Below are 19867 nucleotides of genomic sequence, written 5' to 3'. Positions count from 1 at the left end.
GGATTAATCTTAATATTTATTAAAGTAAATAAGAACTCTCGCTGTTTTTTTAAGAATAGCCTTTAAGGCTGCAAGGATTATATCGCTTATTTATCCGATAGAAAATAAACGGAATGGCAATAAGTGATTTTTATGATTTTTCCAGAAAAAAGGCCGCTTGCGCGGCCTTATCTTTAGAGATGTATCAATGATGCTCTACTGAGTGGCTATGCTCAATATCTTCATTTTTGCGGCTAAAGCGGCGGCGTACCACCACAAAGAACACCGGAACAAAGAAGATCGCCAACACGGTTGCCGTCACCATCCCGCCCATTACGCCAGTACCAACGGCGTTCTGTGCACCGGAACCTGCGCCGGAGCTGATGACCAGCGGCATTACGCCCAGAATAAAGGCCAGTGACGTCATCAGGATTGGACGTAAACGCATGCGTACTGCGTCCAGCGTCGCCTCTATCAGACCTTTACCTTCTTTATCCATCAAGTCTTTAGCGAATTCGACGATAAGTATCGCGTTCTTCGCCGACAACCCAATGGTTGTGAGCAGGCCTACCTGGAAGTAAACGTCGTTGGTCAAGCCGCGGAACGTTGCTGCCAGCAATGCACCGATAACACCCAGCGGTACAACCAGCATTACGGAGAACGGAATTGACCAGCTCTCGTACAGCGCTGCCAGACACAAGAACACGACGATCAGTGAAATGGCATACAGGGCAGGGGCCTGGTTGCCGGACAGTCGTTCCTGGTAGGACATACCGGTCCAGTCATAACCGATACCGGATGGCAGTTTGCTGGCCAGTTGCTCCATCATGGCCATGGCTTCACCGGTACTTTTACCCGGAGCGGCCTGGCCTAAGATTTCCATGGACGGCAGACCGTTATAGCGTTCCAGACGCGGTGAACCGTATTCCCAACGTGAGGTAGAGAAGGCGGAGAACGGTACCATCTGTCCATCGCTGCCGCGGACATACCAGTTTCCAATATCTTCCGGCAACATACGGTATTTCGCTTCAGACATGACGTAAACTTTCTTCACACGACCACGGTCGATGAAGTCATTCACGTAGCTTCCGCCCCATGCTGCACCCAGCGTTGTATTAATATCACTAATGGAAACGCCCAGAGCCTGCGCTTTTTCCTGATCGATATCGATCTTGAACTGCGGCGTATCTTCCAGACCGTTAGGACGAACACCGACCAACAGATCAGGATGCTTCGCGACTTCACCAAACAGTTGGTTACGCGCCTGAGTCAGCTTCTCATGGCCCAGACCTGCCTGGTCAATCAACTGGAAGTCAAAACCGGTTGCGGTCCCTAACTCCACAATCGCTGGCAGGTTAAAGGCAAAGACCATCGCGTCTTTGATCTGCGAGAATGCGCCCATTGCACGTTGAGTAATCGCTTCAACTTTGTTCTCTTTACCTGGACGTTCACTCCAGTCTTTCAAAGAGACGAATGCGATACCGGTGTTCTGACCACGACCTGCAAAACCGAAGCCGTTAACGGCAAACACCGATTCAACGTTCGCTTTTTCTTTGGTCAGATAGTAATCCGTCATTTCGTCCAGCACCTTCTGGGTACGCTCTTGCGTTGCACCCGCTGGCAGCTGAGCCATAGACAGGAATACCCCCTGATCTTCATCTGGCAGGAACGAACTTGGCAGACGAACGAACAGATAGGCCATGCCCACAACGATGATCAGATACAGCGCCAGATAACGACCGGTGCTGCGCAGAATACCGCCTACGCTATCGGTGTAATGGTGCGTACTCTTATCGAACATGCGGTTAAACCAGCCGAAGAAGCCTTTTTTGCCTTCTCCGTGATCGCCTTTAGCAATCGGTTTGAGCATGGTCGCACACAGGGCAGGGGTCAGAATCAATGCCACCAGTACAGACAACGCCATCGCGGAAACAATGGTGATGGAGAACTGACGGTAAATTGCACCGGTAGAACCCCCGAAGAACGCCATTGGGATAAATACCGCTGACAGTACCATCGCGATACCCACCAGTGCGCCCTGAATCTGGCCCATTGATTTACGCGTTGCTTCCTTCGGCGGTAGTCCTTCCTCAGCCATTACACGTTCAACGTTCTCGACCACAACGATGGCGTCATCCACCAGCAGGCCGATGGCGAGCACCATCCCGAACATCGTCAGGGTGTTTATCGAGAAGCCGAAAATCGCAAGGACGGCAAACGTACCCAAGAGCACCACCGGCACGGCGATAGTCGGAATCAGCGTCGCGCGGAAGTTCTGCAGGAACAGATACATTACCAGGAACACGAGGATGATTGCTTCCGCCAGCGTTTTCACTACTTCGTGAATAGATATTTTCACGAACGGCGTGGTGTCATACGGGTAAACGATCTTCAGACCTGACGGGAAGAACGGTTCCATCTTCTTCAGTTCATCGCGGATAGCGTTTGCTGTATCCAGGGCGTTAGCACCTGTCGCCAGCTTGATACCCAGACCGGATGCCGGTTTACCGTTGAACTTCGCAATGATGTCGTAGTTCTCACCGCCCAGTTCCACTTTCGCCACGTCACGCAGACGAACCTGGGAACCATCCTGATTCACTTTCAGCAGAATTTTGCTGAACTCATCAGCAGAGGTCAGACGGGTTTGCGCGATGATTGACGCGTTAAGCTGCTGGCCTTTCACCGGTGGTGTACCACCTAACTGACCGGCTGCAACCTGGGCGTTCTGCGCTTTGATGGCGCTGATTACATCAACCGGCGTCAGCTGGAAGTTGTTCAGTTTGTTCGGATCCATCCAGATACGCATCGCGTACTGAGAACCGAACAGCTGAACATCACCCACACCTGAAGTACGGCTGATGGCATCCTTCATGTTGGCGCCAACGTAGTCGGAAATATCCTCCTGCGTCATGGTGCCGTTGGTGTTGATAACACCGACAACCATCAGGAAGCTGCTGGATGACTTCTCAACGCTAACCCCTTGTTGCTGTACTTCCTGAGGCAGCAACGGCATGGCCAGCTGCAGTTTGTTCTGCACCTGTACCTGCGCAATATCCGCATCAGTACCAGACTGGAAGGTTAGGGTGATCTGCACGGTACCCGTGGAGTCACTGTTAGAGGACATGTACATCAGGTTATCGATACCGTTCATGTTCTGTTCGATAACCTGCGTAACAGTATCCTGTACTGTTTTGGCATCAGCGCCAGGGTAGGTCGCGGAGATCGTCACTGCTGGCGGTGCAATAGTCGGATATTGCGCTACCGGCAATTTGAGGATCGCGAGCCCCCCTGCCAACATGATGATAATGGCGATCACCCACGCAAATATTGGGCGATCGATAAAGAAATTAGGCATGTCTTAACGGCTCCTGTTTAAGTTAAGACTTGGACTGTTCAGGCTGGCTACCGCTTTGGCCTTGCTGGTTGTTATCAGCGGTGATTTCCTGCGCTTTTACCTGCGCGCCAGGACGTACTTTCTGCAGCCCAGTGACAATCACGCGGTCGCCCGGCTTAAGTCCATCAGTGACTAACCATTTGTCGCCAATCGCTTGTGCGGCGACAATTTGACGAGTTTCAACTTTGTTGTCTGCACCGATAACCAATGCACTGGCATCGCCACGCGGTGTACGGGTAACGCCTTGCTGTGGAACCAGTAATGCCGTTGGGTTAATCCCTTCTTCCAGACGTGCGCGAACGAACATACCCGGCAGTAAGGTGTGATCCGGGTTAGGGAAGATGGCGCGTAACGTAATCGACCCGGTAGTTTGATCAACCGTCACATCAGAAAATTCCAGCGTGCCGGACTGCGGGAATTTAATGCCGTCATTGGTTACCAGTTCGACTTTCGCTTTGCCGTTCTCTTGCTTCAGCGTGCCGTTGGCCAGCTCTTGTTTCAGGCGCAGGAAGTCGTTGCTTGACTGCGTCACGTCCACGTAGATCGGGTCCAACTGTTGAACGGTCGCCAGCGCGGTCGCTTGACCGTTTTGCACCAGAGCGCCTTCCGTAACGGATGATTTACCAATGCGGCCGCTGATCGGCGACGTCACTTTGGTATAGGCCAGATTGATGCGTGCAGTTTCTACCGCGGCTTTCGCGGCGACAACGGCGGCGTTTGCCTGCTGTGCGTCTGCCAGCGCGCTATCATAGTCCTGTTGACTGATGTACTTGGTACCCAACAGTTTCTGATAACGTTTAACCGTCAGTTGAGCGATATTTGCTGCGGCTTGTGCTTTGGCCAGATCGCCTTTTGCGCTTTCATAAGCGGCCTGGTAAGTTGCAGGATCAATCTGATAGAGAGATACACCCGCTTCGATATCGCCACCTTCCGTGAAATTACGCTTCAGGATAATACCGCTAACCTGAGGACGAACTTCTGCAATGCGAAACGCACTGGTGCGACCCGGAAGCTCAGTTGTTATCTGTAGAGGTTCAGTTTTGAGCGTAACAACTCCAACCTCTGGCATCTGCTGGCCCCCTTGTTGGGCCTGTTTGTCGTCACATCCTGTTAGCGCTAAGCTGCCTGAGAGCATCAGAACGACTGCCAGAGGCGTTAACCCTCTGTTTTTGTTCATATGTAAACCTCGAGTGTCCGATTTCAAATTGATCAATGGCTTAAAGCCCATAAACCCATTGCTGCGTTTATATTATCGTCGTGCTATGGTACATACATTCACAAATGTATGTAAATCTAACGCCTGTAAATTCACTGACATATGGCACGAAAAACCAAACAACAAGCACAGGAAACACGACAGCATATTCTCGATGTTGCTCTGCATTTGTTTTCGCAACAAGGGGTATCATCCACCTCGCTTGCGGAGATCGCAAAAGCCGCTGGTGTCACGCGCGGCGCAATCTATTGGCATTTCAAAAACAAGTCGGATTTATTCAGTGAAATCTGGGAGCTAGCAAAACCTAACATTGATGAGTTAGAGACTGAGTATCAGGCAAAATTCCCCGACGATCCACTATCAGTATTAAGAGAAATTTTAATTTACGTTCTTGAAGCTACCGTGACAGAAGAACGCCGACGTTTGTTGCTGGAAATTATATTCCACAAATGCGAATTTGTCGGGGAAATGGCCTCTGTTCAGTTAGCTCAACGCCATCTTTGTATTGAAAATTACGATCGTATCGAACAAACATTGCGGCACTGTATGGATGCCAATATGCTGCCGGAAAACCTGAACACCCGTCGCGTGGCGGTCCTGTTGCGCAGCTATATTACCGGAATCATAGAAAACTGGTTATTTGCCCCCGAATCGTTTGATCTGAAAAAAGAAGCTCGGGAATACGTCGCTGTGCTGCTGGAGATGTGCCTTATGTGCCCAACTCTGCGGCTTGGCGTGGCGGAAATCCACTAAACGTTTTGGGCCTGTACCAGGAATTCTCCTGGTCGTTTTGCCTGCTGCTATTCTGCCGGTCACAGCCGTGATATTCTTGCCGCTTGACTATTTTCGGTCACTTTTCCGGTTCAGAAACGTTCATTCTCATGACTATGTTGCAGCTCTATAAACGTTCACAGCATCTTATTGCTATTACCATTCTTTTCTTCATTCTCTTGCTATCTTGCCAGTCGTCTGCTTTTGCGCGGGCGCAACAGAGTGGTGAACTGCCGACGAAAGCGGATATTCAGAGCCAACTGGACGCGCTGAGTAAACAAAAAGATCTCTCCGCGCAGGATAAGCTGGTCCAACAGGATCTCATCGATACCATCGCCACGTTGGATAAAATCGATCGCGTGAAAGATGAGACCGTACAGCTTCGCCAGAAAGTTGCCCAGGCACCGGAGAAAATGCGTCAGGCGACGGATGCGTTAAATTCGCTCAGCGATGTCGATAACGACGATGAAACGCGAAAAACGCTGAGTACACTCTCCTTGCGACAGCTTGAGTCGCGCGTGGCACAGGTTTTGGATGACCTGCAAAGTGCGCAAAACGATCTTGCCGCTTACAACAGCCAACTGGTGTCGCTCCAGACGCAGCCAGAGCGTGTGCAGAATGCGATGTACACCGCGTCGCAGCAAATGCAGCAAATTCGTAATCGACTCGATGGCAACAATGTGGGAGAGGCTGCGTTACGCCCCAGCCAGCAGGTGTTGCTGCAGGCACAGCAGGCGCTGCTGAGTGCGCAGATCGACCAACAGCGTAAGAGCCTCGAAGGTAATACTGTTTTGCAGGATACCTTGCAAAAACAACGTGATTACGTAACAGCTAACAGTAACCGGCTTGAACATCAGCTCCAGCTTCTGCAAGAAGCGGTGAACAGCAAACGACTGACGTTAACCGAAAAGACAGCTCAGGAAGCGGTAACGCCGGATGAAGCCGAGCGTATTCAGTCAAATCCGTTAGTGAAGCAGGAACTGGACGTTAACCATCAGCTAAGTCAGCGTCTGATAGCCGCGACCGAAAACGGCAACAACCTGATGCAGCAGAATATCAAAGTCAAAAACTGGCTTGACCGCGCGCTGCAATCCGAACGCAACATTAAAGAACAGATTGCTGTCCTGAAAGGCAGTCTGCTGCTGTCGCGTATTCTGTATCAGCAACAACAAACACTGCCGTCGGCGGATGAACTTGCCGATATGACTAACCGGATCGCTGATTTGCGTCTGGAACAGTTTGAGATTAACCAGCAGCGTGATGCGCTATTCCAGAACGATGCGTTTGTCGCCAAACTGGAAGAAGGGCACAGCAACGAAGTGAATGGTGAAGTCCATGATGCCCTGCTGCAGGTTGTGGATATGCGCCGTGAACTGTTGGATCAGCTGAACAAGCAGCTGGGCAACCAGTTGATGATGGCGATTAACCTGCAAATCAATCAACAGCAGCTAATGAGCGTGTCGAAGAACCTGAAAGGGATCCTCACGCAGCAAATCTTCTGGGTTAATAGTAACCGTCCGATGGACTGGGACTGGATCAAAGCCTTCCCGCAAACGCTAAAAGACCAGTTTAAGTCGATGAAAATCACAGTGAACTGGGAAAAAGCCTGGCCCGCCGTCTTTATTGCGTTCCTGGCGGGGCTGCCACTGCTGCTTATTGCCGGGTTAATCCGCTGGCGTTTGAAATGGTTGAAAGAGTATCAGGCGAAATTAGCCGCCGCAGTAGGGAACCTGCGTAATGACAGTCAGCTCAATACACCAAAAGCGATTCTGATCGATCTGATCCGAGCGTTACCTGCGTGCCTGATTATCCTCGCCTTGGGCCTGATTCTGCTTACCATGCAGTTGAATATCAGCGATCTGCTGTGGGCGTTCAGTAAGAAGATGACAGTCTTCTGGCTGGTGTTTGGTCTGTGCTGGAAGGTGCTGGAAAAAGATGGCGTGGCAATTCGTCATTTTGGTATGCCAGCGAAACAGACAAGCCACTGGCGCCGCCAGATCGTGCGTATTAGCCTGGCGCTGTTACCGCTCAACTTCTGGTCGGTCATTGCTGAGCTGTCGCCGCTTAATTTGATGGACGATGTGCTGGGTCAGGTAGTTATTTTCCTCAACCTGCTGCTGATCGCCTTCCTGGTATGGCCAATGTGTCGTGAAAGCTGGCGCGACAAAGAGTCGCATGGCTTGCGTCTGGTTACCATTACTGTCCTCTCAATTATCCCGATTGCATTAATGGTGCTGACGGCGACAGGGTATTTCTACACCACGTTGCGCCTGGCCGGTCGTTGGATTGAAACGGTCTATCTGGTTATCCTCTGGAACCTGCTGTATCAGACGGTACTGCGTGGATTGAGCGTGGCGGCACGTCGTATCGCCTGGCGCCGTGCCTTAGCGCGTCGTCAGAACCTGGTGAAAGAAGGGGCGGAAGGAGCCGAGCCGCAGGAAGAACCGACCATTGCGCTTGAGCAGGTTAACCAGCAAACGCTGCGTATAACAATGCTGGTGATGGTTGCGCTGTTTGGTATTCTGTTCTGGGCAATTTGGTCCGATCTAATTACCGTGTTCAGTTATCTCGATAGCATTACGCTCTGGCATTACAACGGCACCGAAGCGGGAGCTGCGGTGGTGAAAGACGTCACCATGGGCAGCCTGCTGTTTGCGATTATTGCCTCAATGGTCGCGTGGGCGCTGATCCGTAACTTACCCGGCCTGCTGGAAGTGCTGGTGCTGTCGCGACTGAAGATGCGTCAGGGCGCTTCGTATGCGATCACCACGATCCTTAACTACGCGATCATCGCCATCGGCGCGATGACGGTCTTCGGATCGCTCGGTGTTTCATGGGATAAGCTACAGTGGCTGGCAGCAGCCCTGTCGGTTGGTCTTGGTTTTGGCTTGCAGGAAATCTTCGGTAACTTTGTTTCGGGTCTGATTATTCTGTTTGAACGCCCGGTCCGCATCGGCGATACCGTGACTATCGGTACGTTCTCAGGAACGGTCAGCAAGATCCGTATCCGTGCCACCACCATTACCGACTTCGATCGCAAAGAGGTGATCATCCCGAACAAAGCATTTGTGACGGAGCGTTTGATCAACTGGTCGCTTTCCGATACCACCACGCGTCTGGTGATCCGCATCGGCGTGGCCTACGGTTCGGATCTGGATAAAGTGAAGAAAGTGCTGTTGCAGGCGGCGATGGAACACCCGAAAGTGATGCACGATCCAGAGCCTGCGGTGTTCTTTACCGCCTTCGGTGCCAGCACGCTGGATCATGAACTGCGTTTATACGTGCGTGAACTGCGCGATCGTAGCCACACGGTTGATGAACTGAACCGTGCGGTCGATCGTTTGTGCCGTGAAAACGACATTGATATCGCCTTTAACCAGCTCGAAGTGCATCTGCATAACGCGAAAGGTGATACCGTGACCGAGGTTAAGCGTGACATCATTAAAGGTGATGATCCGACGCCTTCGGTAGGTTAAGTTGCAATCAGGGCGGCATACTTGCCGCCCTGATTGCATTTAGTGCGCCAGCGCGACCAGTTCTTCCTGCGTCAGGCCTGTAAGGTGCGTAATCAGCTCCAGTTCCAGGCCGCGGGCGAGCATTTTTTGTGCGATATTACGCGCTTCAACCTGCCGACCTTCTTCTAACCCTTTTTCCAGCCCTTGTTGTATGCCTTCCACTCTGCCTTTTTCTTCCAACCATTCGGCAATCGTCATCAGCTGTTCCTTGTACTGTGGCGCACTCTGCGCCAGATGGCGGACAAGTACGCCGGGTTCCGTGGTATTTCCTGCTTTAAGCATGTAATTAATCAAAACGTCGATTTGATATTCTGTCAGATGCTCTTGTGTTAAGAGTGTGACCAGTTGATCCAATAGCTCACTCAGATCCCGTCGACGAATATGTTTTTGCAGGAGTTCCAGCATCGCTACCCGTTGATGCTGCAAGATCTGATTATCTGGCATTACGGTCAGGTCTACCAGTGTAAATTCATTGCCGTAAAGTGCTTTCGCAAGCTTTGGTTCGCTAAACAGGTGATGCCAGTTAAGGGTATAAGGCCACGGACTTTCCATACCATGGTAAAACAGGATAGGAACGACCAGAGGTAATGTCTTATGCCCGGCGTTAAGATGGTGTTGCATGGCGGCAATTGCGTAGCGCATCAGGCGAAAGGCCATGAATTTATCGGGCTTACTCTGATGTTCAATCAGTGCGTAAACGTAGCTGGGTCCATGTGTTGTTTGCAGGGAATAGAGGATATCTGAATAGCTGGTATGTAAATCGTCCTCAATAAAGCTGCCTGATTCCAGCGTTAATGTATCCATATCGCATATATTGAGAAATGCTTCAGGCAAATGGATCTGCAAAAAATCTCGGGCAACTTCCTTTTGCGTCAGCATTTGCCGAAAGACCGCGTCGTGGGGTGTGGTGGGGAGTCGTTCCATGATCTGTCCGTTATCGTCGTGATGTTGCGACGACTCTGACACCGAAGCCAATGGCAGACCAGAGGGCAATTAATCAGTTTGCGAGGTGCCTTCCGCAGTTTTAAGTTTGTTTTCATAATCACGCATGACGATCTCCAGCGCGCGTAGCACCGTTCGTGCTGGTAGCTGATTTTCCTCAAGTAAAACAATCAAATCGACGGCCAGTTTGACCTCGTCCGGGGCGTTCTCTAATGACATAAATTCTCCGGGGATTAACGGGTTAAACGCGCCAGCACGTTTTCTATTCTTGCCAGAGCATGGCGACAACGCGCCAGTCGTGCCTCGAATGCTTCTACTTCACGATGCAGTTTTTGCTGTTCTTCAAAGCCGGTAGCCTGAGCCAGACGCTCTTTGCGTTCACGCGTCATTTCAACCAGACGGCGTTCAAATTCCTGATGTTGGACCCGCTTGCGCTGCCAGCGCGCCAGACCTGGAGAAGCGCTGTCCCACTCTCGAAGGGACCAACTGGCGGTTTCACGTGAAATCGCCTCTAACTGTGAGGCAAGGTGTTCCGCAAGCCAGGTGATTTGTGGGAGTTGTTGCTGCTCAACGGCGCGACGCAGGGCAGTAAGATTATCGTCAGCCTCATCCAGACAGGCCTGCAGCAACGTGCTGCGCGTGTGAAACAGATGCCTGTCAAAGCGGGCGCTAAGCGTTGTGTGGTGCGCCAGCGGGGCGCAATGTTGTCGCAAGCGGTTAAGCTGGTTTTCGAGCGTCTGTAACAGCATGGCGGTTTTCACAACAACACTCCGATGAAAATGAGAACCGTTATGCTAAAGTAGCGATTCTCTGTGTTAAGTACTCATATTATGCAACGCATTATTCTAATCATCATTGGCTGGATAGCGGTAGTGCTAGGTACGCTGGGCGTTGTATTGCCTCTGTTGCCGACGACGCCGTTTATACTGCTGGCTGCCTGGTGTTTTGCCCGCTCATCGCCGCGTTTTCACGACTGGTTGCTTTACCGTTCGTGGTTCGGCGGGTATTTGCGCCACTGGCAAAAACACCGTGCGATGCCGCCGGGAGCAAAACCGCGCGCTATTTTGTTGATCCTGGTGACGTTTGGTATTTCACTGTGGCTGGTCAATATGATGTGGGTACGCGGCCTGCTGCTGGTTATTCTCGCCTGTTTACTGATTTTTATGTGGCGGATCCCGGTGATTGATGAAAAACAACAAAAGCAGTAAAGCGCAATAATCGCTGTTGCAATTGTCTCTCACAGCCAGTAAATTCGACCGTTTTCGAGCACAGGCGCAGGTGGTCAAAGGTTAAGCAAGTGTAACCTTGGCTCTTATATAGACACAAAATCATTCAAGATACGTCGAGGATGAAGTGTTTAGTGCGCCGTGAAGTAATACTGTATTAATCAGGCACAAACTTATGACCGCGACAGCACAGCAGCTTGAGTTTCTCAAAAATAGCATCAAAAGCATCCACGACTACCCAAAACCGGGCATTCTATTTCGTGATGTCACCAGTTTACTGGAAGACCCGAAAGCCTACGCCCTCAGCATTGAATTGCTGGTTGAACGCTACAAAAATGCGGGTATCACTAAAGTGGTTGGCACCGAAGCGCGTGGCTTCCTGTTTGGCGCGCCGGTAGCGTTGGGTCTGGGCGTCGGCTTTGTTCCGGTACGCAAACCCCGTAAGCTTCCGCGTGAAGTTATTGCTGAGACCTATGAGCTGGAGTACGGCACCGATCAGCTGGAAATCCACGTTGATGCCATCAAACCTGGCGATAAAGTGCTGGTTGTGGACGACCTGCTGGCAACTGGCGGCACGATTGAAGCGACCGTGAAGCTGATCCGCCGTCTGGGTGGTGAAGTTACCGATGCTGCTTTTATCATTAACCTGTTTGATCTGGGCGGAGAACAGCGTCTGGAAAAACAGGGGCTTACCTGTTATAGCCTGGTTCCATTCCCGGGCCACTAATTTAGGGCTATCTTTTTTGCCATTTTGGCCCCGGTCAGTGCTCGAAATCCTCACGTACTGCGTGTACGCTCCGGTTTCTGTGCGCTGCCCGAAACCAAACTGACTGCAACGATAACGCCCGAATATAACGTGTCAACCTCGCCGTCGCTGCGAGGTTGTGTTAGCATTATCCCCCTGTGAATCCACCCTCCAGCCTTTCAGAGCCTGCCAATGAGTTATCAGGTCTTAGCCCGAAAATGGCGCCCACAAACCTTTGCTGACGTCGTCGGCCAGGAACATGTGCTGACGGCACTGGCGAACGGCTTGTCGTTAGGGCGTATTCATCATGCTTATTTGTTTTCCGGCACCCGTGGCGTCGGGAAAACCTCTATCGCCCGCTTACTGGCGAAGGGATTAAACTGTGAAACCGGTATCACCGCTACGCCGTGCGGCGTGTGCGATAATTGCCGGGAAATCGAGCAGGGGCGTTTTGTCGATCTGATTGAAATCGACGCCGCCTCACGCACCAAAGTCGAAGACACCCGTGACCTGCTGGATAACGTCCAGTATGCGCCTGCGCGCGGTCGCTTCAAGGTCTACTTGATCGACGAAGTGCACATGCTGTCGCGCCACAGTTTTAATGCCTTGCTGAAAACGCTCGAAGAGCCGCCCGCGCACGTTAAGTTCCTGCTGGCGACTACCGATCCGCAGAAGCTGCCGGTGACTATCCTGTCGCGCTGTCTGCAATTCCATCTTAAAGCGTTGGATGTCGAACAGATTCGCCATCAGCTTGAGCATATCCTCAAAGAAGAGCATATCGTCCATGAACCACGTGCACTGCAACTGCTGGCTCGCGCCGCGGACGGCAGCCTGCGTGATGCGCTGAGCCTTACCGATCAGGCGATCGCCAGCGGCGATGGTCAGGTCTCGACCGAGGCGGTCAGCACCATGCTCGGCACGCTGGACGACGACCAGGCGCTCTCGCTCGTTGAAGCGGTTGTGGCTGCGGACGGCGAACGCGTTATGGCGCTAGTAAACGACGCCGCCGCGCGCGGTATCGAATGGGAAGCGCTGCTGGTTGAGATGTCGGCTTTGCTGCATCGTATTGCCATGGTTCAGCTTTCGCCTGCCGCGCTCGGCAGCGATATGGCCGCCATTGAACAGCGTATGCGTGAACTGGCTCGAATTGTTCCGCCAACCGATGTGCAGCTTTACTACCAGACTTTGTTAATCGGCCGCAAAGAACTGCCGTATGCACCGGACAGGCGAATGGGCGTCGAAATGACGCTGCTGCGTGCGCTGGCTTTTCATCCGCGCATGCCGCTCCCGGAACCTGAAGTTCCACGACAGTCGTTTGCCCCGGTCGCACCCACTGCGGTGATGACCCCGACGCAGGTGCAGCAGCAGCCTGCGCCTGCACAACAGCAACAGAATGTGCCGCTCTCCGATGCCACCAGTCAGGTGTTGGCGGCGCGTAGCCAGTTGCAACGCGCTCAGGGAGCAACCAAAGCAAAAAAGAGTGAACCGGCAGCCGCTTCCCGCGCGCGGCCGGTGAATAATGCTGCGCTGGAAAGACTGGCTTCGGTGTCGGAACGTGTTCAGGCGCGTCCGGCGGTCTCTGCGCTGGAAAAAGCACCGGCGAAGAAAGAAGCGTATCGCTGGAAAGCGACCAATCCTGTTGCAGAAGTTAAAGAAGTCGTTGCCACGCCGAAAGCGCTGAAAAAAGCGCTTGAGCATGAAAAAACGCCGGAACTGGCGGCAAAGCTTGCGGCTGAAGCCATTGAACGCGACCCGTGGGCCGCCCAGGTGAGTCAGCTCTCGCTGCCTAAACTGGTGGAGCAGGTGGCGCTTAATGCCTGGAAAGAAGAGAATGGCAACGTAGTTTGCCTGCACCTGCGTTCCACGCAGCGACACCTAAATTCCAGCGGCGCGCAGCAAAAACTGGCTGAAGCACTGAGTTCCTTAACGGGGTCAACGGTTGAATTGACCATCGTTGAAGATGATAATCCAGCGGTGCGTACGCCGCTGGAGTGGCGTCAGGCCATTTATGAAGAGAAGCTCGCGCAGGCGCGTGAGTCGATTATTGCGGATAATAACATCCAGACGCTGCGTCGTTTTTTCGATGCGGAGCTGGACGAAGAGAGTATTCGCCCCATTTGATCGTGAGCCTAATGGTTTGACGGTCGTCATCCCTTAACGTGATTGAGAGAGAAGCCTATGTTTGGTAAAGGCGGTCTGGGTAACCTGATGAAACAGGCCCAGCAGATGCAAGAAAAAATGCAGCAGATGCAGGAAGAAGTCGCCAAGCTGGAAGTGACCGGCGAATCTGGCGCGGGTCTGGTAAAAGTGACCATTAACGGCGCGCACAACTGCCGTCGCGTGGAGATCGATCCAAGCCTGCTGGAAGACGACAAAGAGATGCTGGAAGACCTGGTTGCTGCGGCATTCAACGATGCAGCACGTCGCATTGAAGAGACGCAGAAAGAGAAGATGGCCTCTGTTTCCTCCGGAATGCAGCTGCCGCCTGGCTTTAAGATGCCGTTCTGATGCAAACCAGCCCGCTGTTAACTCAGCTTATGGAAGCACTGCGCTGTCTGCCGGGCGTTGGCCCGAAGTCGGCGCAGCGCATGGCGTTCACGCTACTTCAGCGCGATCGCAGCGGCGGGATGCGTCTGGCACAGGCGTTAACGAAGGCAATGTCGGAAATCGGCCATTGTGCCGATTGCCGCACCTTCACAGAGCAAGACGTCTGCAACATTTGCTCGAACCCGCGTCGCCAGGAAAACGGTCAGATTTGTGTGGTGGAGAGTCCGGCGGACATCTACGCCATTGAGCAAACCGGGCAGTTTTCCGGACGTTACTTCGTGCTGATGGGACACCTGTCGCCGCTGGACGGTATTGGCCCTGATGATATCGGGCTGGATCGTCTCGAACAGCGACTGGAGTCTGAGCACATCAACGAACTGATCCTGGCGACCAATCCTACGGTCGAAGGAGAGGCGACCGCCAACTATATTGCTGAGCTTTGCATGCAATATGGCGTTGAAGCCAGCCGTATCGCCCATGGCGTTCCGGTAGGCGGCGAGCTGGAAATGGTCGATGGCACCACGCTGTCGCACTCTCTGGCAGGGCGACACAAGATTAAATTCTGAACAAACGGAGGCCGCGACGGCGGCTTCCGCTTGAAATCCTTCCCGCTTGTCCCCATTTCACCCTCAACGTGTTTTTACCATTGAAAATGGCATTGTTGAGGTAGATCTACATGAAAGGACAAGAAACTCGTGGTTTTCAGTCAGAAGTAAAACAACTTCTGCACCTGATGATCCATTCTCTGTATTCCAATAAAGAAATCTTCCTGCGTGAGCTTATCTCTAACGCCTCGGATGCGGCAGACAAGCTGCGTTTCCGCGCCCTGTCTAACCCGGACCTGTATGAAGGCGACGGTGAGCTGCGTGTACGTGTTTCCTTCGATAAAGATAAACGTACGTTGACCATTGCCGATAACGGCGTGGGGATGAACCGTGATGACGTTATCGATCATCTGGGGACCATTGCGAAATCCGGTACTAAATCTTTCCTCGAATCCATGGGATCCGATCAGGCGAAAGACAGCCAGTTGATCGGCCAGTTCGGGGTGGGTTTCTACTCTGCGTTCATCGTGGCGGACAAAGTCACCGTGCGTACCCGCGCAGCGGGCGATAAGCCGGAAAACGGCGTGTTCTGGGAATCTGCGGGCGAAGGTGAGTACACCGTTGCCGACATCACCAAAGACGATCGCGGCACCGAAATCACCCTGCATCTGCGTGAAGGCGAAGATGAGTTCCTTGATGACTGGCGCGTACGTTCCATCATCAGCAAATATTCCGACCATATCGCGCTGCCGGTAGAGATCGAAAAATCCGAAGAAAAAGACGGCGAGACCGTGGTTTCCTGGGAAAAGATCAACAAAGCGCAGGCGCTGTGGACCCGTAACAAGTCGGAAATCAAAGACGACGAATACAACGAGTTCTACAAGCACATCGCCCACGACTTCACTGACCCGCTGACCTGGAGCCACAACCGTGTGGAAGGTAAGCAGGAGTACACCAGCCTGCTGTACATCCCGTCCCAGGCTCCGTGGGATATGTGGAACCGCGATCACAAGCATGGTCTGAAACTGTACGTCCAGCGTGTGTTTATTATGGACGACGCCGAGCAGTTCATGCCGAACTACCTGCGCTTTGTGCGCGGTCTGATAGATTCCAACGATCTGCCGCTGAACGTTTCCCGTGAGATCCTGCAGGACAGCACCGTCACCCGTAACCTGCGCAGCGCGCTGACCAAACGCGTACTGCAGATGCTGGAAAAACTGGCGAAAGACGACGCGGAAAAATACCAGACCTTCTGGAAACAGTTCGGCCTGGTACTGAAAGAAGGCCCGGCGGAAGATCACGCCAACCAGGAAACGATCGCTAAGCTGATGCGCTTCGCGTCTACGCACACTGACTCCTCCGCACAGACCGTGTCGCTGGAAGACTACGTGTCGCGTATGAAAGAAGGGCAGGAGAAAATCTACTACATCACCGCAGACAGCTATGCGGCAGCGAAGAGCAGCCCGCACCTGGAACTGCTGCGTAAGAAAGGCATCGAAGTCCTGCTGCTTTCTGACCGCATCGATGAGTGGATGATGAACTACCTGACCGAGTTCGACGGTAAGGCATTCCAGTCTGTTGCCAAAGCTGACGAGTCCATCGACAAGCTGGCGGATGAAGTTGATGAATCGGCAAAAGAAGCGGAAAAAGCGCTGACGCCGTTCGTTGAGCGCGTGAAAACCCTGCTGGGCGACCGCGTGAAAGAAGTGCGTCTGACTCACCGTCTGACCGACACGCCAGCCATCGTCACCACCGATGCGGATGAAATGAGCACCCAGATGGCGAAACTGTTTGCCGCTGCGGGCCAGGCCGTACCGGAAGTGAAATATATCTTTGAACTGAACCCGGACCACGTGCTGGTAAAACGCACGGCGGATACCCAGGACGAAGCGCAGTTCAAAGAATGGGTCGAACTGCTGCTGGATCAGGCGCTGTTTGCTGAGCGCGGCACGCTGGAAGACCCGAACCAGTTCATCCGTCGTATGAACCAGTTACTGGTGTCCTGATACCCGTAATGTAATGCCGGATGGTGCTAACGCTTATCCGGCCTACAGCATCTCGTAATAGTATGCCGGATACGGTGTTTCCACCGCCATCCGGCATTTTCTCGCCTTATTTTTAATTTTCCCACCGTTAACCGTTTCAGCGTCGGGCGTCTTTCTTGAGCCAATTGCGTGATGGTGGTATCGTTTAGCGCTTTTTAAAAAATATCGACAACCTTTAAGGGGATTTTCGTAATGCGTATCATTCTGCTTGGCGCTCCGGGCGCGGGTAAAGGAACTCAGGCTCAGTTCATCATGGAGAAGTATGGTATTCCGCAAATCTCCACCGGTGATATGCTGCGTGCCGCCGTGAAATCTGGCTCCGAGCTGGGCAAACAAGCGAAAGACATCATGGACGCCGGTAAGCTGGTGACTGATGAGCTGGTGATCGCGCTGGTAAAAGAGCGTATTGCTCAGGAAGACTGCCGTAATGGTTTCCTGCTGGATGGCTTCCCGCGTACTATTCCGCAGGCAGACGCCATGAAAGAAGCGGGCATCAACGTGGACTACGTTCTGGAGTTCGATGTTCCTGACGAACTGATCGTTGACCGTATCGTGGGTCGTCGCGTACATGCTGCTTCTGGCCGCGTTTACCACATCAAATTCAACCCGCCTAAGGTTGAAGGTAAAGACGACGTGACCGGCGAAGAGCTGACCACCCGTAAAGACGATCAAGAAGAAACTGTACGTAAGCGCCTGGTGGAATACCATCAGATGACCGCTCCGCTGATCGGCTACTACTCTAAAGAAGCGCAGGCGGGTAACACCAAATACGCGAAAGTTGATGGCACTCAGGCCGTTGCTGACGTGCGCGCAGCGCTGGAAAAAATCCTCGGCTAATTTTTTCGCGTAATAAACCTCTTATCAGGCCTGCCATTATCGCGTAGGCCTGATAAGCGTAGCACCATCAGGCAAATTCTCGTCTTACCTCTCACAGCAATTAGTTCTTCTTTATCGCTTTTCCGCTACAATTATCAACAATTTGAATCGATAAGAGGCGGTAATGCGTCAGACGAAAACCGGTATCCTGCTGGCAAACCTCGGCACTCCCGATGCCCCAACCCCCGAAGCCGTTAAGCGCTACCTGCGCCAGTTTTTAAGCGATCCACGCGTAGTTGATACGTCACCTGCACTGTGGTGGCCGCTGCTGCGCGGGGTGATTTTACCGTTGCGTGCGCCACGCGTAGCCAAGCTGTACCAGTCAATCTGGATGGAAGACGGTTCCCCGCTGATGGTTTATAGCAAGGCACAACAGCGGGCGCTGGCAGAACGCCTACCAAATACCCCTGTTGCGCTGGGAATGAGCTACGGTTCGCCGTCGCTTGAAAGCGCGGTCGATGAACTGTTGGCAAGCGGGGTTGAACACATGGTGGTGTTACCGCTGTACCCGCAATATTCCTGTTCGACGGTGGCGGCAGTCTGGGACGAACTGGCCCGTATCTTAGCGCGTAAACGCGGTATTCCTGGCGTTTCATTTATTCGTGATTACGCCGATGACAGCAGCTACATCGATGCGCTGGCCAAGAGTGCCCGGGATTCATTTGCTCAACACGGTGAACCTGATTTGCTGCTGCTCTCCTACCACGGCATTCCGCAGCGTTACGCCGATGAAGGCGATGACTACCCGCAGCGCTGTCGCGATACCACCCGTGAGCTGGTTTCAGCGCTTGGTCTGCCGCCAGAAAAAGTAATGATGACCTTCCAGTCTCGCTTTGGTCGCGAACCGTGGCTGACGCCGTATACCGACGAAACGTTAAAAATGCTGGCGGAGAAAGGGACACAACATATCCAGGTTATGTGTCCGGGCTTCTCGGCAGATTGCCTCGAAACGCTGGAAGAGATAGCGGTACAAAACCGGGAGATTTTCCTCGAAGCTGGCGGTAAGCAATATGAGTATATTCCGGCGCTTAATGCCGCACCGGAACATATCGAAATGATGGTTAAACTGACCGACGCTTACCGTTAAAGCTGGGCTCTGAAGTAACGAGCGCCTTCCCGTAATGCATCGTCGGCGGTTTTCATCATTCGCGAATAGTGCAGGAAGGCGTGCAGCGTACCGGGGTACATTTTGTACTGGCAGGGCTGCTGATGCGCCTGCAACGTCTGGAATAGTAAGCGGCTATCGTCAATCAGCGGATCAAACTCAGCGCCAGCGATAAAACACGGTGGCACGTCACGCGTCAGATCGTTATTAAACAGGCAATAATACGGTGACTCGCGATCGTCAGCGCTACGCAGGTACGCGTTTTCGTACATCTGCAAGTCCTCGCGGGTTAACCCATCCCACGCTCCGCCCATCAGCCGTCGACTCAGTGAATCCTGCAGGCCGTAAAGTCCATACCACAACAGCACCCCAGCCACCTTGCCGCAGACAATGCGTTTATCCCGTAGCCACAGCGCGCTGGCAAGCGCCAGCATGGCTCCGGCGGAATCGCCCGCAAAACCGATATGATTCACATTAAGAGAATAGTCGCCAGCGTGCTGATGAAAATACTGGCAGACGGCGGCAATCTCTTCAATGGCTTGCGGGAAACAGGCTTCCGGCGCAAGTGAATAGTCGATACCAATTACCGTGCACTGCGTATAGCGCGCCAGCAAGCGCATAATACGGTCGTGGGTATCCAGATTACCGAGAATAAAACCGCCGCCGTGCAGATAATACAACGTTGCCAGACTATGGGGCTGCGGTGAGTAAATACGTGTGGCCACGGGGCCGCATGCGGTAGAAATAACGCATTCGCGGGTATTCATCTCTGGGGCATCGGCATTCCACAACTGCCGTTCATGAATGTAGTGTTGGCGCTGGGCCACGAAGTCATCTGCAGCGGGCCACGGCGGCAGATCGTCGCGATGAAAATTCACCACGCTTTTCATTTCATCCGAAATTCTGTCGAGTACGGGGATCTTGTTTTCCGGCTTCATAAATGCTCCTTGTGAAGGTGAGT

The 19867-nt window shown here is 52.8% G+C and carries 16 protein-coding genes and 1 other annotated feature; of the genes, 10 read left to right on the top strand and 6 right to left on the bottom strand.

What is annotated here, in order from left to right; all coding sequences use genetic code 11:
• Positions 1-184: 184 nt before the first annotated feature.
• Both acrB and acrA read right to left on the bottom strand, forming a co-directional pair.
• A complete protein-coding gene (acrB, locus tag BZK40_RS14025) occupies positions 185-3334 on the bottom strand; it encodes an efflux RND transporter permease AcrB (protein ID WP_008783964.1) in 3150 nt (1049 codons plus the stop codon).
• A 22-nt stretch (positions 3335-3356) separates the two neighbouring features.
• The gene (gene acrA, locus BZK40_RS14020; protein WP_003831044.1) at positions 3357-4550 is read right to left on the bottom strand and encodes a multidrug efflux RND transporter periplasmic adaptor subunit AcrA; all 1194 of its coding nucleotides are present in this window, start codon (positions 4548-4550) and stop codon (positions 3357-3359) included.
• Positions 4551-4691: 141 nt separating this feature from the next.
• Here acrA and acrR point away from each other — a divergent pair, with 141 nt between their 5' ends.
• Both acrR and mscK read left to right on the top strand, forming a co-directional pair.
• On the top strand, positions 4692-5342 hold the full coding sequence (acrR, locus tag BZK40_RS14015) for a multidrug efflux transporter transcriptional repressor AcrR (protein ID WP_003831045.1): 651 nt from the start codon (positions 4692-4694) through the stop codon (positions 5340-5342).
• A 128-nt stretch (positions 5343-5470) separates the two neighbouring features.
• Positions 5471-8836 (top strand): mechanosensitive channel MscK, encoded by a 3366-nt coding sequence (gene mscK, locus BZK40_RS14010; RefSeq protein WP_048235963.1) that lies wholly within the window; start codon positions 5471-5473, stop codon positions 8834-8836.
• Positions 8837-8875: 39 nt separating this feature from the next.
• On the opposite strand, the gene BZK40_RS14005 is transcribed toward mscK, so the two are convergent.
• The 3 genes from BZK40_RS14005 to priC all read right to left on the bottom strand — a co-directional run bounded on the left by BZK40_RS14005 (position 8876) and on the right by priC (position 10578).
• On the bottom strand, positions 8876-9799 hold the full coding sequence (locus tag BZK40_RS14005) for an Rpn family recombination-promoting nuclease/putative transposase (protein WP_048214781.1): 924 nt from the start codon (positions 9797-9799) through the stop codon (positions 8876-8878).
• A gap of 69 nt (positions 9800-9868) precedes the next feature.
• Positions 9869-10036 (bottom strand): pleiotropic regulatory protein RsmS, encoded by a 168-nt coding sequence (gene rsmS, locus BZK40_RS14000; RefSeq protein WP_065772037.1) that lies wholly within the window; start codon positions 10034-10036, stop codon positions 9869-9871.
• Between the two features lie 14 nt (positions 10037-10050).
• The gene (gene priC, locus BZK40_RS13995; protein WP_008783968.1) at positions 10051-10578 is read right to left on the bottom strand and encodes a primosomal replication protein N''; all 528 of its coding nucleotides are present in this window, start codon (positions 10576-10578) and stop codon (positions 10051-10053) included.
• Positions 10579-10647: 69 nt separating this feature from the next.
• On the opposite strand from priC, the gene BZK40_RS13990 reads away from it, so the two are divergent.
• From BZK40_RS13990 to hemH, 8 genes are all read left to right on the top strand, one after another.
• Complete coding sequence (locus BZK40_RS13990; RefSeq protein ID WP_008783969.1) at positions 10648-11025, top strand: DUF454 family protein; 378 nt, start codon at positions 10648-10650, stop codon at positions 11023-11025.
• Between the two features lie 193 nt (positions 11026-11218).
• Positions 11219-11770, top strand: a complete 552-nt coding sequence (gene apt / locus BZK40_RS13980) for an adenine phosphoribosyltransferase (RefSeq protein WP_003021759.1) — start codon at positions 11219-11221, stop codon at positions 11768-11770.
• 210 nt (positions 11771-11980) lie between these two features.
• Entirely contained in the window at positions 11981-13909 is a 1929-nt protein-coding gene (gene dnaX, locus BZK40_RS13975; RefSeq protein ID WP_060682646.1) for a DNA polymerase III subunit gamma/tau, read from the top strand.
• Positions 13242-13306, top strand: a sequence feature (DnaX frameshifting element). (Overlaps the previous gene by 65 nt.)
• A 57-nt stretch (positions 13910-13966) precedes the next feature.
• Positions 13967-14296: a YbaB/EbfC family nucleoid-associated protein gene (locus tag BZK40_RS13970; protein ID WP_003021764.1), complete on the top strand. Its 330-nt coding sequence runs from the start codon at positions 13967-13969 to the stop codon at positions 14294-14296.
• The gene (recR, locus tag BZK40_RS13965; protein WP_032942553.1) at positions 14296-14901 is read left to right on the top strand and encodes a recombination mediator RecR; all 606 of its coding nucleotides are present in this window, start codon (positions 14296-14298) and stop codon (positions 14899-14901) included. Before BZK40_RS13970 ends, recR begins: the two co-directional genes overlap by 1 nt.
• Before the next feature lie 110 nt (positions 14902-15011).
• On the top strand, positions 15012-16886 hold the full coding sequence (gene htpG, locus BZK40_RS13960) for a molecular chaperone HtpG (RefSeq protein ID WP_032942554.1): 1875 nt from the start codon (positions 15012-15014) through the stop codon (positions 16884-16886).
• Positions 16887-17117: 231 nt separating this feature from the next.
• Entirely contained in the window at positions 17118-17762 is a 645-nt protein-coding gene (gene adk / locus BZK40_RS13950) for an adenylate kinase (RefSeq protein ID WP_003021773.1), read from the top strand.
• Positions 17763-17925: 163 nt separating this feature from the next.
• The gene (gene hemH / locus BZK40_RS13945; RefSeq protein WP_003831052.1) at positions 17926-18888 is read left to right on the top strand and encodes a ferrochelatase; all 963 of its coding nucleotides are present in this window, start codon (positions 17926-17928) and stop codon (positions 18886-18888) included.
• On the opposite strand, the gene aes is transcribed toward hemH, so the two are convergent.
• The gene (gene aes, locus BZK40_RS13940; RefSeq protein ID WP_079934841.1) at positions 18885-19844 is read right to left on the bottom strand and encodes an acetyl esterase; all 960 of its coding nucleotides are present in this window, start codon (positions 19842-19844) and stop codon (positions 18885-18887) included. The two genes, hemH and aes, sit on opposite strands and share 4 nt — an antisense overlap.
• Positions 19845-19867 lie beyond the last annotated feature (23 nt).

The organism is Citrobacter portucalensis, assembly GCF_002042885.1.
GTDB classification, from domain to species: Bacteria; Pseudomonadota; Gammaproteobacteria; order Enterobacterales; family Enterobacteriaceae; genus Citrobacter; species Citrobacter portucalensis.
This window is presented reverse-complemented; position numbering and strand designations above follow the sequence as displayed.